This window comes from Blastococcus sp. SYSU D00868 (genome assembly GCF_054050575.1).
In genome coordinates, this window is the sequence record NZ_JBJGZO010000023.1 from 1 (window position 1) to 23,665 (window position 23,665).

Annotated in this window: 21 protein-coding genes; 14 read left to right on the forward strand and 7 right to left on the reverse strand. The window is 76.5% G+C overall.

Annotation, left to right across the window (positions count from 1 at the left end; genetic code table 11):
- Window positions 1-4: 4 nt before the first annotated feature.
- The 5 genes from ACI79F_RS17615 (at window position 5) to ACI79F_RS17635 (ending at window position 3,515) form a co-directional block, all read left to right on the forward strand.
- Window positions 5-160 (forward strand): DUF2382 domain-containing protein, encoded by a 156-nt coding sequence (locus tag ACI79F_RS17615; protein ID WP_456547461.1) that lies wholly within the window; start codon window positions 5-7, stop codon window positions 158-160.
- 64 nt (window positions 161-224) lie between these two features.
- Window positions 225-887 carry a GNAT family N-acetyltransferase gene (locus ACI79F_RS17620; RefSeq protein WP_456547437.1) on the forward strand — a complete coding sequence of 221 codons (663 nt, stop codon included), beginning with the start codon at window positions 225-227 and terminating at the stop codon, window positions 885-887.
- A gap of 60 nt (window positions 888-947) precedes the next feature.
- Window positions 948-1,307, forward strand: a complete 360-nt coding sequence (locus tag ACI79F_RS17625) for a YciI family protein (RefSeq protein ID WP_456547438.1) — start codon at window positions 948-950, stop codon at window positions 1,305-1,307.
- 1 nt (window position 1,308) lies between these two features.
- Entirely contained in the window at window positions 1,309-2,535 is a 1,227-nt protein-coding gene (locus ACI79F_RS17630; RefSeq protein WP_456547439.1) for an RNA polymerase sigma factor, read from the forward strand.
- Window positions 2,536-2,672: 137 nt separating this feature from the next.
- Window positions 2,673-3,515: an SDR family NAD(P)-dependent oxidoreductase gene (locus ACI79F_RS17635; protein WP_456547440.1), complete on the forward strand. Its 843-nt coding sequence runs from the start codon at window positions 2,673-2,675 to the stop codon at window positions 3,513-3,515.
- Here the strand turns inward: ACI79F_RS17635 and ACI79F_RS17640 are convergent.
- The gene (locus tag ACI79F_RS17640; RefSeq protein WP_456547441.1) at window positions 3,512-3,790 is read right to left on the reverse strand and encodes a helix-turn-helix domain-containing protein; all 279 of its coding nucleotides are present in this window, start codon (window positions 3,788-3,790) and stop codon (window positions 3,512-3,514) included. The two genes, ACI79F_RS17635 and ACI79F_RS17640, sit on opposite strands and share 4 nt — an antisense overlap.
- Window positions 3,791-3,854: 64 nt before the next feature.
- Here ACI79F_RS17640 and map point away from each other — a divergent pair, with 64 nt between their 5' ends.
- Window positions 3,855-4,622 (forward strand): type I methionyl aminopeptidase, encoded by a 768-nt coding sequence (gene map / locus ACI79F_RS17645; RefSeq protein WP_456547442.1) that lies wholly within the window; start codon window positions 3,855-3,857, stop codon window positions 4,620-4,622.
- Between the two features lie 29 nt (window positions 4,623-4,651).
- Here the strand turns inward: map and ACI79F_RS17650 are convergent, their stop codons facing one another.
- On the reverse strand, window positions 4,652-5,497 hold the full coding sequence (locus ACI79F_RS17650) for a hypothetical protein (protein WP_456578925.1): 846 nt from the start codon (window positions 5,495-5,497) through the stop codon (window positions 4,652-4,654).
- Between the two features lie 136 nt (window positions 5,498-5,633).
- Between ACI79F_RS17650 and ACI79F_RS17655 the strand changes: the two genes are divergently transcribed.
- The gene (locus ACI79F_RS17655) at window positions 5,634-6,119 is read left to right on the forward strand and encodes a DUF6174 domain-containing protein (RefSeq protein WP_456547444.1); all 486 of its coding nucleotides are present in this window, start codon (window positions 5,634-5,636) and stop codon (window positions 6,117-6,119) included.
- Between the two features lie 19 nt (window positions 6,120-6,138).
- Here the strand turns inward: ACI79F_RS17655 and arfB are convergent, their stop codons facing one another.
- Window positions 6,139-6,582, reverse strand: coding sequence for an alternative ribosome rescue aminoacyl-tRNA hydrolase ArfB (gene arfB / locus ACI79F_RS17660; protein WP_456547445.1), 444 nt, complete (start codon window positions 6,580-6,582; stop codon window positions 6,139-6,141).
- Between the two features lie 33 nt (window positions 6,583-6,615).
- Window positions 6,616-7,152, reverse strand: a complete 537-nt coding sequence (gene yidD, locus ACI79F_RS17665; protein WP_456547446.1) for a membrane protein insertion efficiency factor YidD — start codon at window positions 7,150-7,152, stop codon at window positions 6,616-6,618.
- Window positions 7,153-7,196: 44 nt separating this feature from the next.
- On the opposite strand from yidD, the gene mmuM reads away from it, so the two are divergent.
- Window positions 7,197-8,123, forward strand: coding sequence for a homocysteine S-methyltransferase (gene mmuM, locus ACI79F_RS17670; RefSeq protein ID WP_456547447.1), 927 nt, complete (start codon window positions 7,197-7,199; stop codon window positions 8,121-8,123).
- A 75-nt stretch (window positions 8,124-8,198) separates the two neighbouring features.
- On the opposite strand, the gene ACI79F_RS17675 is transcribed toward mmuM, so the two are convergent.
- Window positions 8,199-9,056 carry an SDR family oxidoreductase gene (locus tag ACI79F_RS17675; protein WP_456547448.1) on the reverse strand — a complete coding sequence of 286 codons (858 nt, stop codon included), beginning with the start codon at window positions 9,054-9,056 and terminating at the stop codon, window positions 8,199-8,201.
- 397 nt (window positions 9,057-9,453) lie between these two features.
- On the opposite strand from ACI79F_RS17675, the gene ACI79F_RS17680 reads away from it, so the two are divergent.
- From ACI79F_RS17680 to ACI79F_RS17695, 4 genes are all read left to right on the forward strand, one after another.
- Window positions 9,454-12,003, forward strand: coding sequence for a DEAD/DEAH box helicase (locus ACI79F_RS17680; protein ID WP_456547449.1), 2,550 nt, complete (start codon window positions 9,454-9,456; stop codon window positions 12,001-12,003).
- 117 nt (window positions 12,004-12,120) lie between these two features.
- Window positions 12,121-12,906 carry a sulfite exporter TauE/SafE family protein gene (locus tag ACI79F_RS17685; RefSeq protein ID WP_456547450.1) on the forward strand — a complete coding sequence of 262 codons (786 nt, stop codon included), beginning with the start codon at window positions 12,121-12,123 and terminating at the stop codon, window positions 12,904-12,906.
- Window positions 12,903-13,673: a sulfite exporter TauE/SafE family protein gene (locus ACI79F_RS17690; protein WP_456547451.1), complete on the forward strand. Its 771-nt coding sequence runs from the start codon at window positions 12,903-12,905 to the stop codon at window positions 13,671-13,673. Before ACI79F_RS17685 ends, ACI79F_RS17690 begins: the two co-directional genes overlap by 4 nt.
- Before the next feature lie 82 nt (window positions 13,674-13,755).
- Window positions 13,756-14,478, forward strand: coding sequence for a hypothetical protein (locus ACI79F_RS17695; RefSeq protein WP_456547452.1), 723 nt, complete (start codon window positions 13,756-13,758; stop codon window positions 14,476-14,478).
- Between the two features lie 14 nt (window positions 14,479-14,492).
- Here the strand turns inward: ACI79F_RS17695 and ACI79F_RS17700 are convergent, their stop codons facing one another.
- Window positions 14,493-15,245, reverse strand: coding sequence for a hypothetical protein (locus ACI79F_RS17700; protein ID WP_456547453.1), 753 nt, complete (start codon window positions 15,243-15,245; stop codon window positions 14,493-14,495).
- A gap of 371 nt (window positions 15,246-15,616) precedes the next feature.
- Between ACI79F_RS17700 and ACI79F_RS17705 the strand changes: the two genes are divergently transcribed.
- Together ACI79F_RS17705 and ACI79F_RS17710 are read left to right on the forward strand one after the other, a co-directional pair.
- On the forward strand, window positions 15,617-17,128 hold the full coding sequence (locus ACI79F_RS17705; RefSeq protein ID WP_456547454.1) for an aspartate aminotransferase family protein: 1,512 nt from the start codon (window positions 15,617-15,619) through the stop codon (window positions 17,126-17,128).
- A gap of 19 nt (window positions 17,129-17,147) precedes the next feature.
- Window positions 17,148-21,917, forward strand: a complete 4,770-nt coding sequence (locus ACI79F_RS17710) for a Pls/PosA family non-ribosomal peptide synthetase (RefSeq protein WP_456547455.1) — start codon at window positions 17,148-17,150, stop codon at window positions 21,915-21,917.
- Here the strand turns inward: ACI79F_RS17710 and ACI79F_RS17715 are convergent.
- The gene (locus tag ACI79F_RS17715) at window positions 21,869-23,542 is read right to left on the reverse strand and encodes an alpha-amylase family protein (protein WP_456547456.1); all 1,674 of its coding nucleotides are present in this window, start codon (window positions 23,540-23,542) and stop codon (window positions 21,869-21,871) included. The genes ACI79F_RS17710 and ACI79F_RS17715 overlap by 49 nt on opposite strands.
- Window positions 23,543-23,665 lie beyond the last annotated feature (123 nt).

The window sequence follows — 23,665 nt, forward strand, 5'->3', positions numbered from 1 at the left end:
GACGCTGCACGCCGAGCGCCCCGTGGTCGCCAAGGAGGCCGTGCCGGTGGAGCGGGTCCGCCTGGACAAGCAGACCGTCACCGACACCGAGACGGTCAGCGACACCGTCCGCAAGGAGCAGATCGAGCTCGACGCCGACCCGGACACCCGGCGCGCCTGATCCGATCGTCCCGACGCCGGACCGCCCCGCCCGGGGCGGTCCGGCGTCGTGGTCTGATGCCGGGGTGAGCGACGTCCCGACGGTCGTGCGCGTGGGCGTGCCCTCGGTGCGCCGCGCCGAGCAGCGCGACGTCCCGCGGATCGCCGCCACCCTCACCGTCGCCCTGGCCGACTCCCGCTGGACCCGCTGGGCGCTGCCCGAGGACGGCCGGATGCAGCGGCTGACCCGCTGGCACGAATTGGCGGCCGGGCACCGCGGCGTCGCCACCGGCAGCGCCTGGGTGACCGAGGACGTCGGCACCGTCGCCACCTGGGAGGCCCCGCCCAGCGCGGCGGGCACCACCCCCGTGCCGGCCGACGTCGCCGCGGCCCTGGCCCGGGAGCTGCCGGTGCTGTCCGGGCCGCACGCCGACCGGGTCGCCCGCACCCGCGAGCTCGTGGACGCCGCCCGCCCGGCCGGGCCGCACTGGTGGCTGGCCCACCTGGGCACGCGCCCGTCGGCGCGCCGGCAGGGCCTGGGCCGCGCCGTGCTCGCGCCGGCGCTGGCCCGCTGCGACGCCGACGGCGTGCCGGCCGCCACCGCCGTGTACACGTGGGCCGGCGTCCGCTTCCTGCGCGGCTCCGGGTTCGAGGTCACCGCCGCCCTGCACACGGTCGACGACGAGCTGCCGGTGTGGGTGCTGGAGCGCCCGCCGGATCCGTCGCCGCCGGGTGTCGATCCGGGCTGATCCCGTTCGTCCAGGAGGTGAGCGGGCGGAGGAGCCGCCCGCCGCACCGGAGGAGGCCCCATGCCGCACTACCTGCTCACCGTGGTCCAGCCCGGCGACGGGACGCCGCCCCCGCCGGAGGTCCTCGAGCCGATCATGCGCGACACGGACGCGGTGCACCGAGCGATGGTCGACGCCGGCTGCTGGGTGTTCGGCGGCGGCCTGCACCCGCCGGCGGCCGCGACCACGCTCCGCCCCCGGGACGGCGACGTGCTGGTCGTCGACGGCCCCTTCGTCGAGGCCAAGGAGCACGTCGGGGGGTTCTCCGTGATCGACGTCCCCGACCTCGACGCCGCGCTGGAGTGGGGCCGCCGCCTCGTCGCCGCCACCACGCTGCCGATCGAGGTGCGGCCGTTCCACGACGGCGCCGGCCGCCCCTGACGTGACCGGCGTCGAGGCGGTCTTCCGCGAGGCGTACGGCCGCGCGGTCGCCGTCCTGACCCGCCTCCTCGGCGACATCGACGCCGCCGAGGAGGCGGTCCAGGACGCCTTCGTGACGGCCCTGCAGCGCTGGCCGGCCGAGGGCGTGCCCCCGAGCCCGGCCGGCTGGATCGTGACCACCGCCCGCAACCGGGCCATCGACCGGATCCGCCGGGAGGCCACCCGCGACGCCCGCCACGCGCAGGCGGCGCTGCTGGCCGACCCCGGACCGCTCCCCGAGGAGGGGGCCGTGCGCGACGACCGGCTCCGCATGCTGTTCACCTGCTGCCACCCGGCGCTGGCGCCGGCCGCCCGGGTCGCCCTGACCCTGCGGCTGGTCGGCGGGCTGACCACCCCCGAGATCGCACACGCCTTCCTCGTGCCCGAGGCGACCATGGCGCAGCGGCTGGTGCGCGCCAAGGCCAAGATCCGGGACGCGCGGATCCCCTACCGGGTGCCCCGCCAGGCCGACCTGCCCGACCGGCTCGCCGGCGTGCTCGCCGTGGTCTACCTCGTCTTCACCGAGGGGCACACCGCCAGCTCCGGCGACGCGCTGGTGCGCACCGACCTGTGCGCCGAGGCGATCCGGCTGGGCCGCGCCCTGGTCGAGCTCATGCCCGACGAGCCGGAGGCGCTGGGCCTGCTCGCGCTGATGCTGCTCACCGAGGCCCGCCGGCCGGCCCGGGTCTCCCCCGCCGGCGACCTCGTCCCGCTGGCCGAGCAGGACCGCACCCGCTGGGACGCCGCGCTCGTCGCCGAGGGGCAGGACCTGGTCCGCCGCTGCCTGCGCCGCAACGCCCCGGGCCCCTACCAGGTGCAGGCGGCGATCCAGGCGGTGCACGCCGACGCCCCGACCGCCGGGGCCACCGACTGGCGGCAGGTCGTCGCCCTCTACGACCACCTGATGGCGCTGACGCCCTCCCCGGTGGTCGCGCTCAACCGCGCCGTCGCGGTGGCCGAGGTCGACGGCCCCGCCGCGGGGCTGGCCGCGCTCGAGGGCGTCGACCTGCCGCGGTCGCACCTGCTGCCCGCCGTCCGCGCCGACCTGCTGCGCCGGCTGGGCCGGCCCGCCGACGCGGTCGCCGCCTACGACGAGGCGCTCGCACTGGCCGCCAACGCCGCGGAGCGCACGTTCCTGCGCCGCCGCCGCGACGAGTCCGCCGCGCCGCCGCGGTCGGGAGGGGCATGAGCAGCCCCCTCGACGTCACCTCCACCGCGCCCGGCTCCAGCGGCTGAGCTCATGGCGGACCCGCCCGCGGGCCGCCGGGCCGGCACCGGCGCCCGGCGGGCGCCCCCGCGCCCGGCGGGTGGTTAGCGTCCGCGCCCGTGGCCATCGACGAGGACGCCCGGTACGCCCTGCCCGACGCCGCCCGCGGGAGCCGGCTGGCCGGCCGCGTCGCGGTCGTGACCGGGGGCGGCTCGGAGGGCGAGTTCCTGGGCGTCGGCGCCGCGACGGCGATCTTGTTCGCCGCGCAGGGCGCGCGGGTCGCGGTCGTCGACGTCTCCCGGGAGCGGGCGGAGTGCACCCGGGAGCGGATCGCCGCGCTCGGCGGGGACGCCGTCGTCGCCGAGGCCGACGTGACCGACACCGCCTCCTGCGCCCGCGCGGCCGACGACATGGCCGACCGGTACGGGCGGTTGGACGTGCTGGTGAACAACGCGGCGCTGTCGGGCGGCGGCACGGTCGTCGACATCGACGAGGAGGAGTGGGAGCGCCTGCTGCGGGTCAACCTCGGCGGCGTCATGCGGATGAGCCGGGCGGCGATCCCGCACATGGTCCGGGGCGGCGGCGGGTCGATCGTGCACGTGTCCTCGATCGCCGGCACCCGCGGGCTGGGCACCGCGGCGTACGCCGCGGCCAAGGGCGGCGTGCAGGCGCTGACCGCCGACATGGCGTACTCGCACGGCCCCGACGGGGTCCGGGTCAACTGCATCGTGCCCGGCCACCTGCACACGCCGATGGGCTTCCAGGGGTCGGCGCGCACGCGGCGGGTCCGGCTCGAGTCGGGGCTGCTCGCCACCGAGGGCGACGCCTGGGACGCCGCCTGGGCCGCGCTGTTCCTCGCCTGCGACGAGTCGCGGTGGATCACCGGCGTCCTGCTCCCGGTGGACGCCGGCACGACGGCGACGACGCACTTCGCCGTCCGCCGCCGGCTGGGCGACCTCTAGGACGCCGTCGCGTCCAGGTGCGCCCCGCCGTCGGACCGGTTCACCTCGGCCCACAGCGCGTCCAGCGACAGGCCCAGCACGTGGGCGACCGCGGCGACCGTGGTGAACGCGGGCGTGGCGACCCGCCCGGACTCGATCTTGCGCAGCGTCTCCGGCGAGAGCCCCGCCGCCAGCGCGGTGCCGAGCATGGAGCGCTCCCCGCGGGCCCGGCGCAGCAGGGCGCCCAGGCGCTGCCCCCGCTCGACCTCGGCGGGCGTGAGCGGCACTCGGACCATGACGCCGATTCTAATACCGGGATACCCTTACCGGGATAGGAATCCCACGTACGGGAGGTGCCGGATGATCGAGCTCTTCACGGCCGCGGAGCTGCCCCGGGCCCGGGAGGCCGGCGCCCTGGTCGCCGAGATCCTGCGGACGCTGGAGAGCCGCTGCGAGGTGGGCACCAACCTGCTCGACGTCGACCGCTGGGCGCGGGAGATGATCGTCCAGGCCGGCGCGCAGTCCTGCTACGTCGACTACGCGCCGTCCTTCGGCCGCGGGCCGTTCGGCCACCACATCTGCACGTCGGTGAACGACGCGGTGCTGCACGGGCTGCCGCACGACCGCGCGCTGGCCGACGGCGACCTGCTCTCCCTGGACCTGGCCGTCTCGCTGGGCGGCATCGTCGCCGACTCCGCCGTCAGCTTCGTCGTCGGCGAGGCCCGCCCCGCGGAGAGCCTCGCGCTGATCGAGGCCACCGAGCGGGCCCTCGCCGCGGGGATCGCCGCGGCCGGACCGGGGGCGCGGCTCGGGGACGTCTCGCACGCCATCGGCGCGGTCCTCGGCGAGGCGGGATACCGGGTGAACACCGAGTTCGGCGGCCACGGCGTGGGCTCGACGATGCACCAGGACCCGCACGTGCCCAACAGCGGCCGCCCCGGCCGCGGCCACCGGCTGCGCCCCGGCCTCCTGCTGGCGCTCGAGCCGTGGGTGATGGCCGACACCGCCGAGCTCGTGACGGACGCCGACGGCTGGACCCTGCGCAGCGCGACGGGCTGCCGGACGGCGCACAGCGAGCACACCATCGCGATCACCGGCGACGGCGTCGAGGTGCTCACGCTGCGCTGACCGGCGGGAACGGGCTCGCTCCCCACCCGTCAGCGCCGCCGGGGCTCCCGGTGGACGGTGCCGCCGCGGTCCGCCCCGGCCGCGGTGCGGTCGCGGGCGGCCCGCTCGCGGTCGACGCGGGCGTCCTCGCGGTCGCGGGCCGCGGCGAGCCGGTCCTCCTCCGCGGCCCGCCGGTCGGCGGCGTCGGCGGCCCGGTCGGCGGTGGCCCGGTCCCGGTCGTCCTGGGCGAGTGCCCGGTAGCTGCCCGCGACCTCGTCGTCGATGGCCCGTTGCTCCTCGTGCCCCTCGGGCGGCGCTCCGCCACCGGGCACGGTCGCGCGCCGGCCCTGACGAACCTGGTCGCTGCGGCGCACCTCGGCGTCCGCCTCCCGCCGCTCGGCGGCCGCGACCCGATCCGCGGCGCGGCGGTCGCGCTCGGCGGCCATGTCGTCGCGCTGCCGTGCCGCCTGCTCACGGAGCAGCGCCGCCCCGTCCCTCCGCCGGGCCGCCGAGTCGCGCCGGCGCGCCGCGTCCTCGTGCACCCGGTCGGCCGCGTCCCGCCGGTGTCCGGCGGCCGGGTCCCCGGACGGGGGCACCGGCCACCGGTCCGCCCGGCCGCGCTCGTGCTCGACGCCCCGCAGCGCCAGCGCCGCCTCGCTCAGCAACTGGCGCGCCTCCTCGAGCCGCCCCCGCTCGAGGGCCCGCTCGGCGAGGGTGAGGTGCGTGCTCGCGATGCTCTGCTCGGTCGCGGCCACCGCCGCGGCCCCCTGGCTCAGCCGCTCCTGGAGCCGGTGCACGTCCCGCCGGAGCCGCTCGGAGGGCTGCAGGGCAGGTGGGCGGCCGGCTCCCTGTTCCTCGGGCGCGCCCCTGGCGGCCCGCTCCTCGGACCCGTCCATCCCCTGAGCGTCCTCCCGTCGCCGGACGGCGACAACCCGCCGACCCCGCTGCCGACGGCTGCTACCGCCCGCGTCGGAACCGGACCCGGTCGCCGGGCGTTCCCGCCGTGACCGCGACGGCCGGACGGGAGGCGCCATGGGCAGGCCCGGGACCGGTGCGGCGCTCCTGCTGGCCGTCGTGGCGTCCGGCTGCGCGGCCGCCGGCGGGTCGGCGGGTCCCGCCGGCACCACCTCCGCCGCGGCGTCGTCGGCGCCGTCCTGGACCGCGTGGGAGGAGCCCGCCGACTATCGGTTCACGCTCGAGTCGTCGTGCGGCGAGCGCAACGTCCTCGGGGTGTACCGGGTGACCGTGCGGGGCGGTGAGGTGGTGGCGGCCGACCACGACGACCGGCTCACCGGCGCGACCGTCGTCCTGGGGCCCGACGACCTGCGGCAGCTGCCGACCCTCGGGGACCTGCTGGACGAGGCCCGGGCTGCCGACGGCGACCCCCGGGCGGGCGAGGTCGCCGTCAGGACGGACCCGGCCGACGGGCACCCGACGTCCGTGGCCGTCGACCCCGTGGAGCAGGGCATCGACGACGAGTCCTGCTACGTCGTCACCGACTACGCTCCCGGCGCCTGACCCGCCGGAGCCGCGCAGCTCACTCCCAGGAGCGGCGCCGCCGCTTGAGCTCCCCGCGCTGCTTCTTGGCCTGGATCCGCCGCTCCTGCGAACCGCGGGTGGGCTTGGTGCGGCGGCGGACCGGCGGTGGCGGGGCGAGCGCGGCCCGCAGGACGGCGGCCATCCGCTCGCGGGCGGCCTGCCGGTTGCGCAGCTGCTGGCGGTGCTCGGAGGCCGCGACGGTGAGCACGCCGTCGACCAGCCGCCCGCGGAGCCGCTCGGCCAGCCGGGCCCGCTGCGGCTCGCTCAGCCCGGGCAGCTCCAGCGGGGCGACCGAGAGCTCGACCCGCGAGTCGGCCGTGTTCACGCCCTGCCCGCCGGGCCCCGACGACCGTGAGAAGCGCCACCGCAGCTCGGCCGCGGGGACGACGAGGGAGCCGGTGACCGGGAGGTCGGCGGCGGCGTCGTCGGAGGAGGCGGGCACCCGGACAGTCTGCGGCCGTCGGCAACCGGGTTCTCAGGCGGCGGCCGGCACCGGGTCGGCCCCGCCGCGGGCCCCGGGCCGGCAGCGGGCCAGCCGGCGCACGGTCAGCCACGCCCCCCGGGCCGCCCCGTGGGTCTCCAGCGCCTCCACGGCGTACGCCGAGCAGGTCGGGCTGAACCGGCAGCACGGCGGGCGCCGCGGGCTGACCTCGCGCTGGTACACGCGGACGGCGGCGACCAGCCTCTCGGCCGGCCGGCCGCCGCGCGGGCCGGTGCCGGCCCGGTGCACGTGCCGCGCCGTCGTGGGGGCGACGGCGAGCAGGTCGACGCCGCAGCCGATCGCGTTGGCCAGGCAGCAGCCGGTGTTCAGGAACAGCAGGTCCCGCAGGCACGAGTCGTTGCCGCCGCGGCGGTACCCGTGGCCCGGCGGCGGGCCGTACCCCCGCCCGTACCCGCGCCCGTAGCCCCGCCCGTAGCCCCGCCCGTAGCCCGGGCCGTAGCCGCCGTAGCCGGGCGGGGGGCCGTAGCCGCGCCGCCGGCGCCGGGGGCCGCTGCTCCAGATGAAGACCATGGCCCGATCCTCGGGGCGGTCAGCGGCCGGCGCAGCGCGGGAGGATGGACGGCGTGCCCGCGCAGACCCTCGCCGCCGCGCTGGCCGCCGGGCCGCTGGTGCTCGACGGCGGGCTGTCGACCGAGCTCGAGGCCCGCGGACACGACGTCTCCTCGGCGCTGTGGTCGGCGCGGCTGCTGCTCGACGACCCGGGCGCGATCGTGGCGGCGCACGCCGCGTTCGCCGCGGCCGGCGCCCAGGTGGCGACCACGGCGAGCTACCAGGCGAGCGTCGAGGGCTTCGCGACCGCCGGCGTGGACGGGCGGCGCGCCCTCGACCTGATCGTCCGGTCGGTCGGCCTCGCGCGGGCCGGCGCCCCCGGGGCCTGGGTCGCCGGATCGGTCGGCCCGTACGGCGCGGCGCTCGCCGACGGGTCGGAGTACACCGGGGCCTACGCCGGGGAGGTCGGCGTCCGCCGGCTGCGCGCCTTCCACCGCCCGCGGATGGAGGCGCTCGCCGCGGCCGGCGCCGACGTCCTGGCCTGCGAGACGGTGCCGGCGGCCGCGGAGGCGGAGGCGCTGCTGGAGGAGGCGCGGTCGCTCGGCGTCCCGGTGTGGCTGTCCCTGACGACGGTGCTGGACGCCGACGGGGCGCCGCGCACCCGCCGCGGCGAGCCGGCCGGGGACGTGTTCGCGCTCGCCGCGGGCGTGGCGGAGGTCGTCGCGGTCGGCGTGAACTGCACCGCGCCGTCCGCCGTCGGCCCGTCCCTGGCCGCGGCCGCCGTCAGCGGGAAGCCGCTGGTCGCCTATCCCAACAGCGGCGAGGGCTGGGACGCCGCGGCCCGCCGCTGGACAGGGGCGGGCGGCCTGGACGCCGCCGACGTCCCCGGCTGGCTGGCCGCGGGCGCCCGCCTGGTCGGCGGCTGCTGCCGCGTCGGCCCGGCGGGGATCCGGTCGATCGCCGCGACGCTCGGCCATGATCAGCTCCCCTGATCGTGCGGCGTCCTCCCTCACGGTGGGACGTGAGGGAGGACGCCCGATGATCAGGGGAGCTGATCGTCGCGGGGGTCAGAGGATCGGGTTGCCGCCGGTCACCGCGACGCGGGCGCCCGAGACGTAGGACGCCTCGTCACTGGCCAGCAGCACGTAGACGGGCGCGAGCTCGGCCGGCTGCCCGGCGCGGCCCATCGGCACCTGCTGGCCGAAGCTCTCCACCTTCTCCGGCGGCATGGTGGAGGGGATCAGCGGCGTCCACACCGGCCCGGGCGCCACGCTGTTGGCCCGGATGCCCTTGTCCGCGTACATCTGCGCCAGGCTCGCCGTGAAGTTGGCGATCCCCGCCTTCGTCATGGCGTAGGGCGCCAGCTGCGGGCTGGGCATGTCGGAGTTCACCGATGACGAGTTGATGATCGACCCGCCGGCCGGCATGTGCGGGATGACGTCCTTGCACAGCACGAACATCGCGGTGAGGTTGGTGGCCAGGGTGTGGTCCCACTCCTCGTCCGGGACCTCCTCCAGCGTCTCGTGCGTCATCTGGAACGCCGCGTTGTTCACCAGGACGTCGACCTTGCCGAAGGCCTCGACCGCCTTCGGGATGATCGTCTTCGCGTGCGCCCGGTCGGACAGGTCCCCGGACACCAGCACGCACTTCCGGCCCGCCTCCTCCACGAGGCGGGCGGTGTCCTGCGCGTCCTCGTGCTCGGAGAGGTAGGAGATGAGGACGTCGGCGCCCTCGCGGGCGAAGGCGATGGCCACGGCGCGGCCGATGCCGCTGTCCCCGCCGGTGATGACGGCGGCCTTGCCCGTCAGCCTCCCGGAGCCGGTGTAGCTCTCCTCGCCGTGGTCGGGCTTCGGGTCCATCTCGCCCAGCGTCCCGGGCGGGGTCTGCTGCTGCTCGGGCTGTGACTCGGGGCGGGGTGACGACACGGGTTCCTCCTGCGGCTCGCGACGCGGGGCGCTTCTCCCCCGCTGCCTCGCCCCGCCTACCCGGCCCGGACAGCACGGAACCGGCCGGGCTCGTGCCCGGCCGGTTCCCGTGTGCGTGCCGCGGTCAGGCCGCGCGCACCGCCTGCGGCCGGACCGCGGTGGGCAGCTCCCAGCGCATCTCCATGTGCCGGTGCCCCGCCTTGTCGACGACGGGCACCCACCTGACCAACGGTCGTTCCTCAACGCGCATCGCCGCGCCACCTCTCGTTCACCTGTTGTTCACCTTCTGACCCTAATCGGTTCACCGCACACCCCGGGGGAGGTTCCGTTACCGAGTCGTGACGGAGCGGGCGCCTGCGCGGCGGGCCGAGGGCCGTCGGGCACGCTGGGGGGCACGATGACCGCTCCCACCGCCCCTCCCCTGCTCGACGACCCGGCCGACCTCACGTCGCTGCGGGCCCGCGGCGCCGACCCGGACGAGCTGTTCACCGCCTTCGCGGCCTGGGCCGAGGCCGGCGGGACGACGCTCTACCCGGCGCAGGAGGAGGCGCTGATCGAGCTGCTCAGCGGCGCCAACGTCGTCCTCGCGACGCCGACCGGCTCGGGCAAGTCGCTGGTGGCCACCGGGGCGCAGTACGCCGCCCTGGCCGCCGGCCGCCGCAGCTACTACACCGCCCCGATCAAGGCGCTGGTCAGCGAGAAGTTCTTCGCCCTGTGCGGCGTGTTCGGCGCGGCCAACGTCGGCATGCTCACCGGCGACGCCGCGGTGAACCGGGACGCGCCGATCATCGCCTGCACCGCCGAGATCCTGGCCAACATCGCGCTGCGCGAGGGCGCCGACGCCGACGTCGGCCTGGTGGTCATGGACGAGTTCCACTTCTACGGCGACCCCGACCGCGGCTGGGCCTGGCAGGTGCCGCTGCTGGAGCTGCCGCGGGCGCAGTTCCTGCTGATGAGCGCCACCCTCGGCGACACCACCGACCTGCGCGAGGACCTCTCCCGCCGCACCGGCCGGCCCACCGCGCTGGTGGCCAGCGCCCAGCGGCCGGTGCCGCTGCACCACTACTACGCGACCACGCCGATGCACGAGACGATCCAGGAGCTGCTGGACACCCGGCAGGCGCCGGTCTACGTCGTCCACTTCACCCAGGCCTCGGCGCTGGAGCGGGCGCAGGCGCTGATGAGCGTCAACGTCTCCACCCGGGAGGAGAAGGCCGCGATCGCCGACATGATCGGCGGCTTCCGCTTCACCTCCGCCTTCGGGACGACGCTGTCGCGGCTGGTCCGCCACGGCATCGGCGTGCACCACGCCGGGATGCTGCCCAAGTACCGGCGGCTGGTGGAGCAGCTGGCCCAGGCCGGGCTGCTCAAGGTCATCTGCGGCACCGACACCCTCGGCGTCGGCATCAACGTGCCCATCCGCACCGTCGTGTTCTCCGCGCTGAGCAAGTACGACGGCACCCGGATGCGGCTGCTCAACGCCCGCGAGTTCCACCAGATCGCCGGCCGCGCCGGCCGCGCCGGGTACGACACCGCCGGCACGGTCGTCGTGCAGGCGCCCGAGCACGAGGTGGAGAACCTCAAGCAGTTCGCCAAGGTGTCCGACGACCCGAAGAAGCGCCGCAAGCTGGTGCGCAAGAAGGCGCCCGAGGGCATGGTGCCGTGGTCGCACGCCACGATGGACCGGCTGGTCGCCGCCGACCCCGAGCCGCTGACGAGCCACATGCGCGTGACGACGGCGATGGTGCTCGACGTGGTCGACCGGCCCGGCGACCCGTTCGCCGCCATGCGCCGGCTCCTGACCGACAACCACGAGCCGCGCAAGCGGCAGCTCCGGCTGATCCGCGAGGCGGTCGGGATCGCCCGCTCCCTGCTGCAGGCCGGGGTGCTGGAGCGGCTGCCCGAGCCCGAGCCCGACGGGCGCCGCTACGACCTCACCGTCGACCTGCCCGAGGACTTCGCGCTCAACCAGCCGCTGTCCACCTTCGCGCTCGCGGCGATCGAGCTGCTCGACCCCGACGGCGACACGTACGCCCTCGACGTCGTCAGCATCATCGAGGCGACCCTCGACGACCCCCGCCAGGTCCTGGCCGCGCAGCTGAACAAGGCCCGGGGCGAGGCCGTCGCGCAGATGAAGGCCGAGGGCATCGAGTACGAGGAGCGGATGGAGCTCCTCGAGGAGATCAGCTACCCGAAGCCGCTGGCGGAGCTGCTGGAGCACGCGTTCGAGGTCTACACCCGCAGCAACCCGTGGGCACGCGACGCGCACCCGTCGCCGAAGTCGGTGGTCCGCGACATGTGGGAGCGGGCGATGACCTTCCGGGAGCTGGTCAACGCCTACGGGCTGACCCGCTCCGAGGGCGCCGTGCTGCGCTACCTCTCCGACGCGTTCAAGGCGCTGCGCTCCGGCGTCCCCGCGGCCGCCCGCACCGAGGAGGTCACCGACCTCGCCGAGTGGCTCGGCGAGCTGGTGCGCCAGGTCGACTCCTCGCTGCTGGACGAGTGGGAGGCGCTCACCGATCCCGACCAGCCGCTGGACCAGCCGGTCGCCGTCCCCGCCCGGCCGCGGCCGCTCACCGGGAACGAGCGGGCGTTCACCGCGATGGTCCGCAACGCCCTGTTCCACCGCGTGCAGCTGTGGGCCCGGCGCCGCTGGTACGACCTCGGCGAGCTCGACGGCGGCTCCGGCTGGGACGCCGACCGGTGGGGCGAGGTGGTGCAGGCGTACTTCGCCGAGCACGCGGAGGTCGGCACCGGCGCCGACGCGCGCGGCCCGGCGCTGCTCATCTGGGACAAGGGGACGCCGGGCGTCTGGCGGGTGCGGCAGATCCTCGACGACCCGGCCGGCGACCACGACTGGGGCATCGACGCCGAGGTCGACCTGGCCGCCTCGGACGAGGAGGGCGCGCTGGTCCTGCGGGTCGTGGACGCCGGCCGCCGCGACTGAAGAAGGACCACCCTTCCCCCCACGCCTCGCCAGCTCGGCGCGGGCCCCTGAAGGGTGGCCGGTCCCGGTCGACCGGGGTGTGCTCGATCACCTGGGGCGCTGTGACACCGTGGCGCGGTGACGCCGTGGGAGATGGTCGCGGTGGCCGCGGCCGGGCTCGCGGCCGGCGGCATCAACGCCGTCGTCGGCTCGGGCACGCTGGTGACCTTCCCGGCGCTGCTCGCCGCGGGGCTGCCGCCGGTCACCGCCAGCATCACCAACAGCCTGGGCCTGGTCCCGGGCAACGTCGCCGGCGCCATCGGCTACCGCCGGGAGCTGACCGGGCAGCGCCGGCTGGTGCTCCTGCTGCTGCCCGGCTCGGTGCTGGGGGCGGTCACCGGCGCCTTCCTGCTGCTGCACCTGCCGGCGGCGGCGTTCGAGGCGATCGTGCCGGTCCTGGTCGGCCTCGCCGTCGTCCTCGTGGCCGTGCAGCCGGCGCTGCAGCGGGCGCTGGCCCGGCGCCGCGCCGCGGCCGGGCAGGAAGGCCCGGTGCGGCTCGGGCCGGGGCGGCGGGCCGGGCTGCTGGCCGGCGCCTACGCCACCGGCACCTACGGCGGCTACTTCTCGGCCAGCCAGGGCATCCTGCAGATCGGCGTCTTCGGCCTGCTGCTGCCCGAGCCCCTGCAGCGGCTGAACGCGCTGAAGAACGTGCTGACCTCCGCGGTCAACGCGGTCGCGGCGCTGGCCTACGTCGTCGTCGCCACCGACCGGGTCGACTGGACCGGGGCCGCCCTGGTCGCCGCGGGCTCGACGGTCGGTGGCTACCTCGGCGGGCGGTTCGGCCGGCTGCTGCCGCCGGTCGTGCTGCGGACGGCGATCGTCGTGTTGGGCTGCGTCGCCATCGTGGTGCTGGTGACCCGATGAGCGCCGGGGAGTTCGCCTTCCTCGTCCTGGCCGGCGTCGGCGCGGGGCTCACCGGCAGCATCGCCGGGCTCGCCTCGCTGATCAGCTACCCGGCGCTGCTGGCCACCGGCATCCCGCCGGTGACCGCCAACGTGACCAACACCGTGGCGCTGGTGATGACCGGCGTCGGGTCGGTCAGCGCCTCCCGGCCGGAGCTGCGCGGCCAGGGCCGCCGGCTGGTCCCGCTGCTGGCCGCCGCCGTCCTGGGCGGGGCCGTGGGGGCGGCGCTGCTGCTGGTGACGCCCGCCGAGTCGTTCGAGCGGATCGTGCCGTTCCTGATCGCCGCGGCGTCGGTGGCCATCCTCGTGCAGCGCCCGCCCCGTGAGCTGGCCGCCGAGGGCGTCGCCGCGCACGCCGGGCACCCCGGTGACCCGCGCTGGCTGCCCGCCGCGATCGCCGGGATCGGCGTCTACGGCGGCTACTTCGGCGCGGCGGCCGGCGTGCTCATGCTGGCCACGCTCCTGCTCTCGACCGGGGAGGGCCTGCCGCGCAGCAACGCGATGAAGAACGCCGTCCTGGCGGTCGCCAACGGGGTGGCGGCGCTGGCCTACGTCGTCCTCACCGACGTCGCCTGGTCGGCCGCGCTCCCGCTCGCCATCGGGCTCCTCGGCGGCGGGCTGATCGGCCCGCGGGTGGTGCGGCGCAGCCCGCCGGCCGCGCTGCGCCGGGTCATCGCCGTCGCCGGGATCGGCCTGGCGGTCTACCTGGCGGTCGAGGCCTTCGGCTGAGTGGTGGCCACCGCCGCGAGGCAGCAGGCTGTCCTGCGGCGCGCCGAGCGGAAGCGGCGCCGGGTGCGACGGAGGGGACGGCATGACCAGCACCGAGGACCCCGGGTCCCGCTTCCTCGAGGCGCTGCAGGAGCCGGTGCCCGACGACCTCGCCGGGCCGGACATGCTGCCCACCCGGCTGGCCCGCGCCGCGGCGCAGGCGCTGCCCGTGGACGGCGCCGGGCTGAGCATCCACGAGGGCGCGGGCCTGCGGACGCCGGTGGGCGCCAGCGACCCGTCGGCCGCGCTGGCCGAGCGGCTGCAGTTCACCCACGGCGACGGGCCCTGCCTCCGGGCGCACGACACCGGCCAGGGCATCGCCTTCGACCTCGACGACATCGCCCGCAACTGGCCGGCGCTGCACGCCGCGCTGATCGGCGAGACGCCGTTCGCCGCCGTCCTGTCGCTGCCGCTGGCCCCGCCGATGGGCCCGACCGTCGTGCTCGACCTCTACACGACCGAGCGGGAGCAGCTGACCCGGGTGCCGCGCGACGACGTCGAGACGGTCCTGCTCTGCCTCACCGAGGAGCTGGTCCGGGCCAGCGACACCAGCGACAGCGCCCCGCGCTGGTGGGACGCCCCCGACGCCCGCCGCCGCGTCGCCGTCTGGCAGGCCACGGGGATCGTGTCGGTCGTGCTCGGCACGGACGTCGTCGCCGCGCTCACGGTGCTGCGGGCGCACGCGTTCGCCACGGACCGGGTGGTCGACGACGTCGCGGCCGACGTCGTCGCCGGCCGCCTGGACCCCGCCGCGCTGCAGGACTGACGCCCCCGGGGGGCTCAGCGCCCCACGTACGCGGCCAGGAAGAGCACGAACGCGGCGGCGCCCAGCAGCAGCCGCGCCGGGGTGAGGCCGTTGAGCAGCCCGGCGGTCGCCTCCACCCAGGCCGGGCGGACGGCTGCCTCCCGGGCTCCGCGGCGCACCAGGCGCACCTCGTCGGCCAGCAGCGCCCCGGCCGCGCCGAGCATGGTCAGGCCGATCACCAGGAAGACCAGCGCCAGCCCCTCACCGAAGGCGTCGGCGCGGTCGGCCAGGAACGCGACGGCGACGAGCCCGGCGGCCAGCCCCAGCAGTGCCCCGGCGGCCGGCGCCCACGGGCCCATCCGGGTCAGCGGGGCACGCCGGCGGGCGCGGACGGTGGGCCGGCTGGTGACCGGCGTCGTCGGGAAGGTGCCGGGCGGGGCCGGCGGCGCGGCGTCGGGGCCGTTCGCGCCGGCGTCACCGGTCAGCGCCCACGCGGCCACGGGCCCGCCCGCCGGACCGGGGACGGCCGGGACCGGCTGTCCCGGCACCGGCTCGGCCGACGCCCCCGCGACGGCCGGCTCCACGACCGTGGGCGCCTCGGCGGTCGTCGGCTCCGCGCCGACCGCGGTGGCGCCGTGCGCCGGCGGGCCGTCCTCGGGCAGCGCGCCCTCGGCGGGCCGCGGCTGCGGCGTCCGGTCCGCTCGGCCCAGAGGACCGAAGTACGGCGGGATGGGGCCGGTCTCGTTCGACGGGCCGGCCGGGACGGGGGGTGCGGTGGGCTCGGACATCGGCGGCGACGCTAGGCCCGCCCACCGACGCTCCCGGGACCTCCGGCCCGTGTGTCGACATCTCGCCGTGTCGTCACCTCACCGTATCGACGAGGTGACTCATCGAGAGGACCCCGCTCGGCCCGGGCCGCCTGTCCGCAGCGGTCCGGACGCGGAGTGTCACGACCCGTGGGGTTTCGGAATTGTTTCGGATGCCTGTGAACCGGCTGTGAACCGGCTGCGACCGGCGTCCGTGACAAGGACATGGGAGGAGCGGTGCGTGCCCGGCCCGAGGGCCCCGGTGCCCCGCCGGCGGGCGAGCCGGCACCGGCCCGCGCGCCGCACCGACGTCCTCCCCCCTGCCGACGCCCCGAGCAGACGGGACCACGCTCATGACCGCGACGACCGACCCCCGCGCCGACCTCGATCCCAGCGCGCCGAACGGCACGGCCCGGCCGGACCCGGGCCCCACCCCCGGGACCCAGGTGCTGCTGCCCCCGCCGCCGGTGGCGGCCGGGCCCGGCGACCTCGCGCACGCCCGGCCCCGCGTGGTCGGTGACCTGCCCGGCCCCCGCTCCCGCGAGCTGCTGGCCCACCAGCAGCGCTGGGAGTCCAACGCCCGCACCTACCCGCGGCACCTGCCGGTGGCGATCGACGAGGCCGCGGGCTGCTTCGTGCGCGACGTGGACGGCAACGTGTTCATCGACTTCCTCGCCGGCGCCGGCGTGCTCTCCCTGGGCCACAACCACCCCGAGCTGGTGCGGGTGGCGGCCGCGCAGCTGGCCCGGCACACCCACGGTCTGGACTTCCCCACCCCGGCCAAGGACGCGTTCGTGCAGGCCCAGCTGTCGATGCTGCCGGCGGGGATGCGCGACCGGATGCGGATCCACTTCTGCGGCCCGACCGGAGCCAACGCGGTCGACGCGGCGCTGAAGCTGTGCAAGACCGCGACCGGGCGCGGCGACGTCGTCTCCTTCTCGGGCGGGTTCCACGGCAGCAGCCACGCGGCGATGGCGGTGACCGGCCTGGTCGAGCAGAAGAGCCCGGTGCCCAACGGCGTGCCGGGCGTGCACTTCTTCCCGTTCTCCTACTGCGGCCGCTGCGCCCTGGACCTGCGGCCCGACCAGTGCACCACCAACTGCGCGGCCTACCTGGAGCGCACCCTGACCGACAGCAACGGCGGGGTGGCCCGCCCGGCCGCCGTCATCCTCGAGCTGGTGCAGGGCGAGGGCGGCGTCGTGCCGGCCACCCGGGAGTTCGTCCGGCGGGTGCGGGCGCTGACCCGCGAGCTCGACGTGCCGCTGGTCGTCGACGAGGTGCAGACCGGCTGCGGCCGCACCGGCACGTGGTTCGCCTTCGAGCAGTACGACATCGAGCCGGACGTGATCGTGGCGTCCAAGGCGCTCAGCGGCATCGGCCAGCCGGTCGCGGTGATCCTCTACGACCAGCGGCTGGACACCTGGGCCCCCGGCGCGCACACCGGCACGTTCCGCGGCAACCAGCTGGCCTTCGCCGCCGGCGCCGAGGCGGTGCGCATCGTCCGGAGGGACGACGTGCTGGGCAACGTGCGCGCCCGCGGCGAGCAGATCGCCGGGCTGCTGGCCCCGCTGCGGGACCTGCCCTGGGTCCGCGACGTCCGCGGCATCGGGCTGATGTGGGGCGTCGAGCTGGCCGACCCGGTCACCGGCCGCCCGGCCGGCGAGCTCGCCCGCGCCGTGCAGGGCCGCGCGCTGCGCCGGGGGCTGGTGCTGGAGTGCGGCGGGCGCGACGACTGCGTCGTGCGCATGCTGCCGCCGCTGAACGTGACCTCGGAGGTCGTCGCCACCGCCTGCGAGATCCTGATCGGCGCCCTCACCGACGCGGTGCCGTCGCCGGGCCGGAGGTCCCTCCCGCTGGCCGGCTGACCGGCCGCGGGACGACGGCATGGACGCCCCCTCCCCCGCCCCGGCGACCGCCGGCCCCGCCGTCCTCGTCGGGGACCTCGGGCCCGCCGGCGTGCGCTGGGCGCCGGGACGGCGGCTGGAGCACGTGTTCGAGGAGACCTGCGACGCGCGGCCGGACGCACCGGCCGTGGACGCCGGGGAGCTCACGCTCAGCTACGCCGCGCTGGACGCCCGCGCCAACCGGCTGGCCGCGCACCTGCGGCGGCGCGGCGTGGGCGCCGGCGCGCGGGTCGCCCTGCTCAGCGACGACCCGGTCGCCACCTACACCGCGCTGCTGGGCGCGCTCAAGGCCGGCGCGGCGTACGTGCCGCTGGACGTCGCCTTCCCCGCCGACCGCATCGGCTACGTGCTCGAGGACGCCGGGGTCGACCTCGTGGTGACGACGGCGGGGGCCCGGGCCCGCCTGGGCGCCGTCGGCGTGCCCGTCCTCGACCTCGACGCCTCCGCCGACGCGCTGGCCGCCGAGGACCCGGCCCGCCCCGCCCCGGACCCGGCCGCCCCCGACGACCCGCTCTGCTACGTCGTCTACACCTCGGGCACCACGGGCCGGCCCAAGGGCGTGGCGGTGCCGCACTCGGCGATCTGCCACTTCGTGCGGGTGGCGGCCGAGGTCTACGGCGTCCGCCCGGACGACCGCGTCTACCAGGGGCTGACCATCGCCTTCGACTTCTCGGTGGAGGAGATCTGGGTGGCGTGGGCGGCCGGCGCCACGCTGGTGCCGCGACCGCCCGGCGGCCAGCTGCTCGGCGCCGAGCTGCACGAGTTCCTCACCGCGCGGCGGGTGACCGCGCTGTGCTGCGTGCCGACCCTGCTGGCCACCGTCCCCGACGACCTGCCCGCGCTGCGCTTCCTCCTGGTCTCCGGCGAGGCGTGCCCGCAGGACCTGGTCGCTCGCTGGCACCGGCCGGGCCGCCGGTTCCTCAACGTCTACGGCCCGACCGAGACCACGGTGACCGCCACCTGGACGACGGTGGCCCCCGACCGGCCGGTGACCCTCGGCGGGCCGCTGCCGGGATACGCCGTCGCCGTGCTCGACCCCGACGGCGACACGCCGCTGCCGGCCGGCGCGCTCGGCGAGCTGGTGATCGGCGGGACCGGGCTGGCGCAGGGCTACCTGGGCCGGCCGGACCTCACCGCCCGCGCGTTCGTGCCCGACCCGGTCGGGCTGCCGGGCAACCCGTCCGGCCTGGTCTACCGCACCGGCGACCTCGCCCGGATCGTCGACGGCGAGGTCGAGTACCACGGCCGGATCGACCTGCAGGTCAAGATCCGCGGCTACCGGATCGAGCTGACCGAGATCGAGTCGGTGCTGCTGCAGGTGCCCGACGTCGCGCAGGCGGTCGTGGCCCCGCACGAGGCGCCGGCCGGCACGGAGCTGGTCGCCTACGTCGTGCCCCGCCCGGGCGCCGGCCCGCTCGACCCGGCCGCCGTCTACGCGCACCTGCGCGCCCGGCTGCCCGCCTACATGGTCCCGGCCTACCTCGAGGAGCTGCCGGTCATCCCGATGACGAGCAGCGACAAGGCCGACCGGAAGGCCCTGCCGCCGCCGCGCGGCCCGCGCAGCCTGGCGGTCTCCGGGCCGCACGTCGCGCCGGAGACCGACCTGGAGCGGGAGCTGGCGGGCATCGTCGGCGCGGTCCTGCAGACGGGGCCGGTGTCGGTGACCAGCCACCTGCTGGACGACCTGGGCGCGAACTCGCTGCTGCTGGCCCACGTCTGCGCGCGGGTGCGGGAGCGGCCGGACCTGCCGACGGTCGGCATCAAGGACGTCTACCAGCACCCCACCGTCCGCGAGCTGGCCGGCGCGCTGGCCGGACGTGCCCCCGCGGCCGCCGCGGCGCCCGCCCCCGCCCAGGACGCGCTGCCGCCGGCGCCCCGGTACCGGCACGTGGCGTGCGGGGCGGCGCAGGCGCTGCTCTTCCTGGGCTACTGCTACGGCGCGGCCGCCGCCGTGGTGGTCGGGCACGAGTGGATCACCACCGCCGACGGCGCCCTCGACACCTACGCCCGCTCCGCGGTCGCCGGCACCGTGTCGTTCCTGGCCCTGTGCCTGCTGCCGATCGCGGCCAAGTGGCTGCTGGTGGGCCGGTGGCGGGCCGGCGACCGGTTCCCGGTGTGGGGGCTGCGCTACCTGCGGCTGTGGGTGGTCAAGGCGCTGATGCGCACCAGCCCGCTGGCGCTGTTCCACGGCTCGCCGCTGGCCGCGCTCAACCTGCGGGCGATGGGGGCGCGGGTCGGCCCCGGCGCCCTGGTGCTCACCAACCACCTGCCGGTGTGCACCGACCTGGTGACCATCGGCGCCGGCGCCGTGATCCGCAAGGAGTCGCACCTCTACGGCTACCGCGTGGTCGACGGCGTGGTCGAGCTGGGCCCGGTGTCCGTCGGCGCGGGGGCGGTCGTGGGCGAGATGACGGTGCTGGAGATCCGCACCGCCGTCGGCGACGGCGCGGAGCTGGCGCACGCCTCCGCGCTGCACCCCGGGCAGAGCATCCCGCCCGGGCAGCGGTGGCTCGGCTCGCCGGCCGAGCCGTCGGCGACGCCGCCGTCGCCGGTGCCCGCGGCCCGGTGCGGGCGGCCGCGGCGGGCGGCCTACGCCGCCCTGCAGGTGGCCGGCGGGACGCTGATCTGGACGCCGCTGCTGTTCGCCGCGCTGGGCTTCCTGCTGCCGGAGTTCGACGAGCTCGGCCGGCTGGGGCTGGGCGATCCCGGGTTCTACGCCGTGCACGCGCTGCAGGCGTCGGCCCTCTTCTGGGGCGCGGTGGCCGGCGGCCTGGTGCTCGTCGTCGCACTGGCCCGGCTGCTGCGGCCGGCGCTGCCGCCGGACCGGGTGTTCCGGCTCTACGGCTGGCGCTGGTCGGCGCAGCGCAGCGTCGTCCGGTTCACCAACCTGCCCTTCTACGCCGGCCTGTTCGGCGACAGCTCGGCCATCCCGCACTGGCTGCGGGCGCTGGGCTGGGACCTCGGGCGGCTGGAGCAGACCGGCTCCAACTTCGGGATGACCGTCGTCCACGAGGTGCCCGCGCTGTGCCGGGTGGGCACCGGGACGATGGCCTCGGACAACGTCTCGATGATGAACGCCGAGTTCTCGGCGACGTCCTTCCGGCTGCGCGAGACCGTGGTCGGCGAGCGGAACTACCTGGGCAACGCGCTGAGCATCCCGCCGGACGGCCGGATCGGCGCCAACGTGCTGCTGGCCAGCAAGGTGCACGTGCCGGTGGACGGGCCGGTGCGGCACGACGTCGGGCTGCTCGGGTCACCGCCGTTCGAGATCCCGCGCTCGGTGGAGCGCGACCACGACGACACCCGCTTCGACGACCCCGCCGTCCGGCGGGCCGCCCTGCGGGCCAAGAACCGGCACAACACCGTCACGGCGCTGCTGTTCCTGCTGGTCCGGTGGGTGTACTTCGTCGCCACCACGCTGATCACCGTCGTGACCCTCGACCACCACGGCCGGCACGGCGTGGAGGTCGTGTGGCTGGGCCTGCTCGGCGTGGTCGTCTTCTCCACCGCGTACTTCACCCTGGTCGACCGCTGCTTCCGGCCCCGCCGCCCGCTGCTCTGCTCGATCTACGACCGGGAGTTCTGGGCGCACGAGCGGTACTGGAAGGTCGCCGGCATGGTCTTCGTGCAGATGTACACGGGGACGCCGTTCAAGCCGCTGGTCTGGCGGATGCTGCGGGTGCGGATCGGCCGGCGGGTGTTCGACGACGGCGCCTGGCTGACCGAGCGGAACCTGGTGGCCATCGGCGACGACGTGACGCTCAACCAGGACACCACCCTGCAGAGCCACTCCCTGGAGGACGGCGTCTTCAAGTCCGACGTCGTGACGGTCGGGGCCGGGGCGACCCTCGGCGTCGGCGCCTACGTGCACTACGGGACGACGGTGGGCGCCGGCGCCGTGATCGAGGCCGACTCGTTCCTGATGAAGGGCGAGGAGGTGGGCGCCGGCGAGCGGTGGGCCGGCAACCCGGCCCGGCCGCTGCCGGCGGCCGCCCCGGTCCGGGAGCTGCTCGACGCCGTGCGGGCCGGCCCGGTCCCGGGGCCGCCGCCGCCGGGCGTGCGGCTGGAGGTCGCCACCGTCGAGGCCTGCCGCCGGCGGCTGCCGGAGCTGCTGGCGCTGCTGAGCCCGGAGGAGCGGGCGGCCGCCGCGGCGATGACCGCGCCGCGCCGGCGCGACTCCTACCTCGCCGGCCGCGCGCTGCTGCGGCTGCTGCTCAGCGCCGACGACCCCTCCCGCGCGCCGTCCGAGTGGCGGATCGAGCGCACCGCCACCGACCGGCCGGTCGTGGCCGACGGGCCGGAGGTCAGCGTCGCGCACGCCGACGGGGTCGTGGTGGCCGCGCTGGCGCACTCGCGGGCCGTCGGGGTGGACCTCGAGCAGCTCGACGGGCAGCCGGTGCTCGGGCCGGCGCTGACGCCGACCGAGACCGCCCGGCTGCTGGCGGCGCCGGCCACCGAGCTGTCCGGGCTGTTCCTGCGCGCCTGGACGCTGAAGGAGGCGGCGCTGAAGTGCGCGGGCACGGGCCTGGCCGCCGGGCCGGAGCGGGTGCACACCAGCGTCGACCCGGTCGCGGTCACCGGCCCGGCGATGGAGGAGGCGCTGGCCGGGCCGCCGGAGTGCGCCCAGCAGGTGTGGGTGCACGACGGCCGGGTCTTCGTGCTCAGCACCGTGGCCGGCCACCGCCGCCCCGCCGGACCGGGTCAGAGCAGGCGGCGGCTCTCCTGGGCGACGACGCGCAGCCAGCGGTAGCCGTAGCCGTCGAGGGTGAGCTCGACGGAGCCGTCGTCGGCGATCGCCGTCGACTGCGTGACCAGCAGGTCCTCCAGCCGGTGGGTGGAGTCGCAGCCGGCCAGCACCAGGGGCACCGTGCGCGGCTCGGCGCCCAGGTTGTGCAGGGCGACGAGCGTGCCGTCGTCCCAGGTGCAGGTGTGCGCCAGCACCTCCGGATGCGGCTGGTCGAGGACCGCGAACTCGCCCCACCCGAGCTCCGGGCACTCGCGGTAGCGCCGGATGAGCAGCTTCGTGAACGACAGCAGCGAGTCGGGGTCGCGCCGCTGGTCGGCGACGTTGACGAACTCGGGCGCGAAGCCGCCGGTCACCACGGGGCCGGGCAGCCGGTCGGGGTCGGCGGTCGAGAAGCCGCCGTTGTGCCCGGCGGTCCACTGCATCGGCGTGCGGACGGCGAGGCGCCCTTCGGCGTCCAGGTCCTCCCCCATGCCGATCTCCTCGCCGTAGAAGAGCACCGGGGTGCCGGGGAGGCTGAACAGCAGGCTGTAGACCATGCGGATCCGCCGGGGGTCGCCGTCCAGCATCGGCGGCAGCCGCCGGCGCAGGCCACGGCCGTAGACCTGCATCCGCTCCTCGGGGCCGAAGGCGGCGAAGACCTCCTTGCGCTCGTCCTCGCTCAGCTTGTCGAGGGTCAGCTCGTCGTGGTTGCGCACGAACGTGGCCCACTGGCTGTCCGGGTGGACGGCGGGACGGCCGGTCAGCGCCCGCGTGAGCGGGCCGGCGTCGGCGCGGGCCAGGGACAGGTACATGGCCTGCATGGCGATGAAGTCGAAGGCCATCGTGAGCTCGTCGCCCTCGGTGCCGCCGAGGAACCGCGCCTGCTCCTCGTGCGGCAGGTTCACCTCGCCGAGCAGGACGCCGCTGCCGGTGCGCCGGTTGACCACCTTGCGCAGCGCCTGCAGGTAGGCGTGGGGATCGGCGAAGCCCTCGGCGTCGGCGCCGCCCTGGGTCTCGAGGAAGAAGGGCACGGCGTCCACCCGGAAGCCGTCGAGGCCGAGCTGTAACCAGAAGCCCATCACCTTGGCGACCTCGTCGCGGACCCGCGGGTTGGTCACGTCGAGGTCGGGCTGCTCCTTGTAGAAGCGGTGCAGGTACCACTCCCCCGTCGGCTCGTTGCGCGTCCAGATCGAGTCCTCCTGGTCGGGGAAGACGACCTGGTCGGAGGTGTCCGGCGGCTCGTCGTCGCGCCAGACGTAGAAGTCGTGGAACGGCGCGTCGCGGGCCTGCCGTCCCTGCTCGAACCACGGGTGCCGGCTCGAGGTGTGGTTGACGACGAGGTCGACGATCACACGCATGCCGCGGTCGTTGGCGGTGCGGACGAACTCGACCAGGTCGCCGTGGGTGCCCAGCCGCGGGTCGACGCCGTAGAAGTCGGTGATGTCGTAGCCGTCGTCGCGCTCGGCGGTCGGGTAGAAGGGCATCAGCCACAGGCAGGTGACGCCGAGGTCGGCCAGGTGGTCGATCCGCTGGGCCAGGCCGGCGAAGTCGCCGCAGCCGTCGCCGTCCCAGTCCATGTAGGTCTCGACGTCCAGGCAGTAGACGACCGCGGTCTTCCACCAGAGGTCGCTCGTGTCGGTGATCCGCATGCGTGGGCTCCCTCGGGCTCGGGGTTGCTGCCGACCCTGGCCGGGGACGCGCGGGTCCGCCAGCCGAGCGGCGGGCCCCGCGTCGTCGCCCGCCCTGTCCGCGCCGCCCTCCGGGCGGTCGAT

What these genes read in the sequence shown, in the direction of transcription:
- ACI79F_RS17710 (WP_456547455.1), top strand. Translation starts at nt 17,148, where the DNA reads ATGGACGCCCCCTCCCCCGCCCCGGCGACCGCCGGCCCCGCCGTCCTC.
- ACI79F_RS17655 (WP_456547444.1), top strand. Translation starts at nt 5,634, where the DNA reads ATGGGCAGGCCCGGGACCGGTGCGGCGCTCCTGCTGGCCGTCGTGGCG.
- ACI79F_RS17690 (WP_456547451.1), top strand. Translation starts at nt 12,903, where the DNA reads ATGAGCGCCGGGGAGTTCGCCTTCCTCGTCCTGGCCGGCGTCGGCGCG.
- ACI79F_RS17715 (WP_456547456.1), bottom strand. Translation starts at nt 23,542, where the DNA reads ATGCGGATCACCGACACGAGCGACCTCTGGTGGAAGACCGCGGTCGTC.
- ACI79F_RS17625 (WP_456547438.1), top strand. Translation starts at nt 948, where the DNA reads ATGCCGCACTACCTGCTCACCGTGGTCCAGCCCGGCGACGGGACGCCG.
- ACI79F_RS17700 (WP_456547453.1), bottom strand. Translation starts at nt 15,245, where the DNA reads ATGTCCGAGCCCACCGCACCCCCCGTCCCGGCCGGCCCGTCGAACGAG.
- map (WP_456547442.1), top strand. Translation starts at nt 3,855, where the DNA reads ATGATCGAGCTCTTCACGGCCGCGGAGCTGCCCCGGGCCCGGGAGGCC.
- ACI79F_RS17640 (WP_456547441.1), bottom strand. Translation starts at nt 3,790, where the DNA reads ATGGTCCGAGTGCCGCTCACGCCCGCCGAGGTCGAGCGGGGGCAGCGC.
- ACI79F_RS17705 (WP_456547454.1), top strand. Translation starts at nt 15,617, where the DNA reads ATGACCGCGACGACCGACCCCCGCGCCGACCTCGATCCCAGCGCGCCG.
- mmuM (WP_456547447.1), top strand. Translation starts at nt 7,197, where the DNA reads ATGGACGGCGTGCCCGCGCAGACCCTCGCCGCCGCGCTGGCCGCCGGG.
- ACI79F_RS17695 (WP_456547452.1), top strand. Translation starts at nt 13,756, where the DNA reads ATGACCAGCACCGAGGACCCCGGGTCCCGCTTCCTCGAGGCGCTGCAG.
- ACI79F_RS17680 (WP_456547449.1), top strand. Translation starts at nt 9,454, where the DNA reads ATGACCGCTCCCACCGCCCCTCCCCTGCTCGACGACCCGGCCGACCTC.
- ACI79F_RS17650 (WP_456578925.1), bottom strand. Translation starts at nt 5,497, where the DNA reads ATGGACGGGTCCGAGGAGCGGGCCGCCAGGGGCGCGCCCGAGGAACAG.
- yidD (WP_456547446.1), bottom strand. Translation starts at nt 7,152, where the DNA reads ATGGTCTTCATCTGGAGCAGCGGCCCCCGGCGCCGGCGGCGCGGCTAC.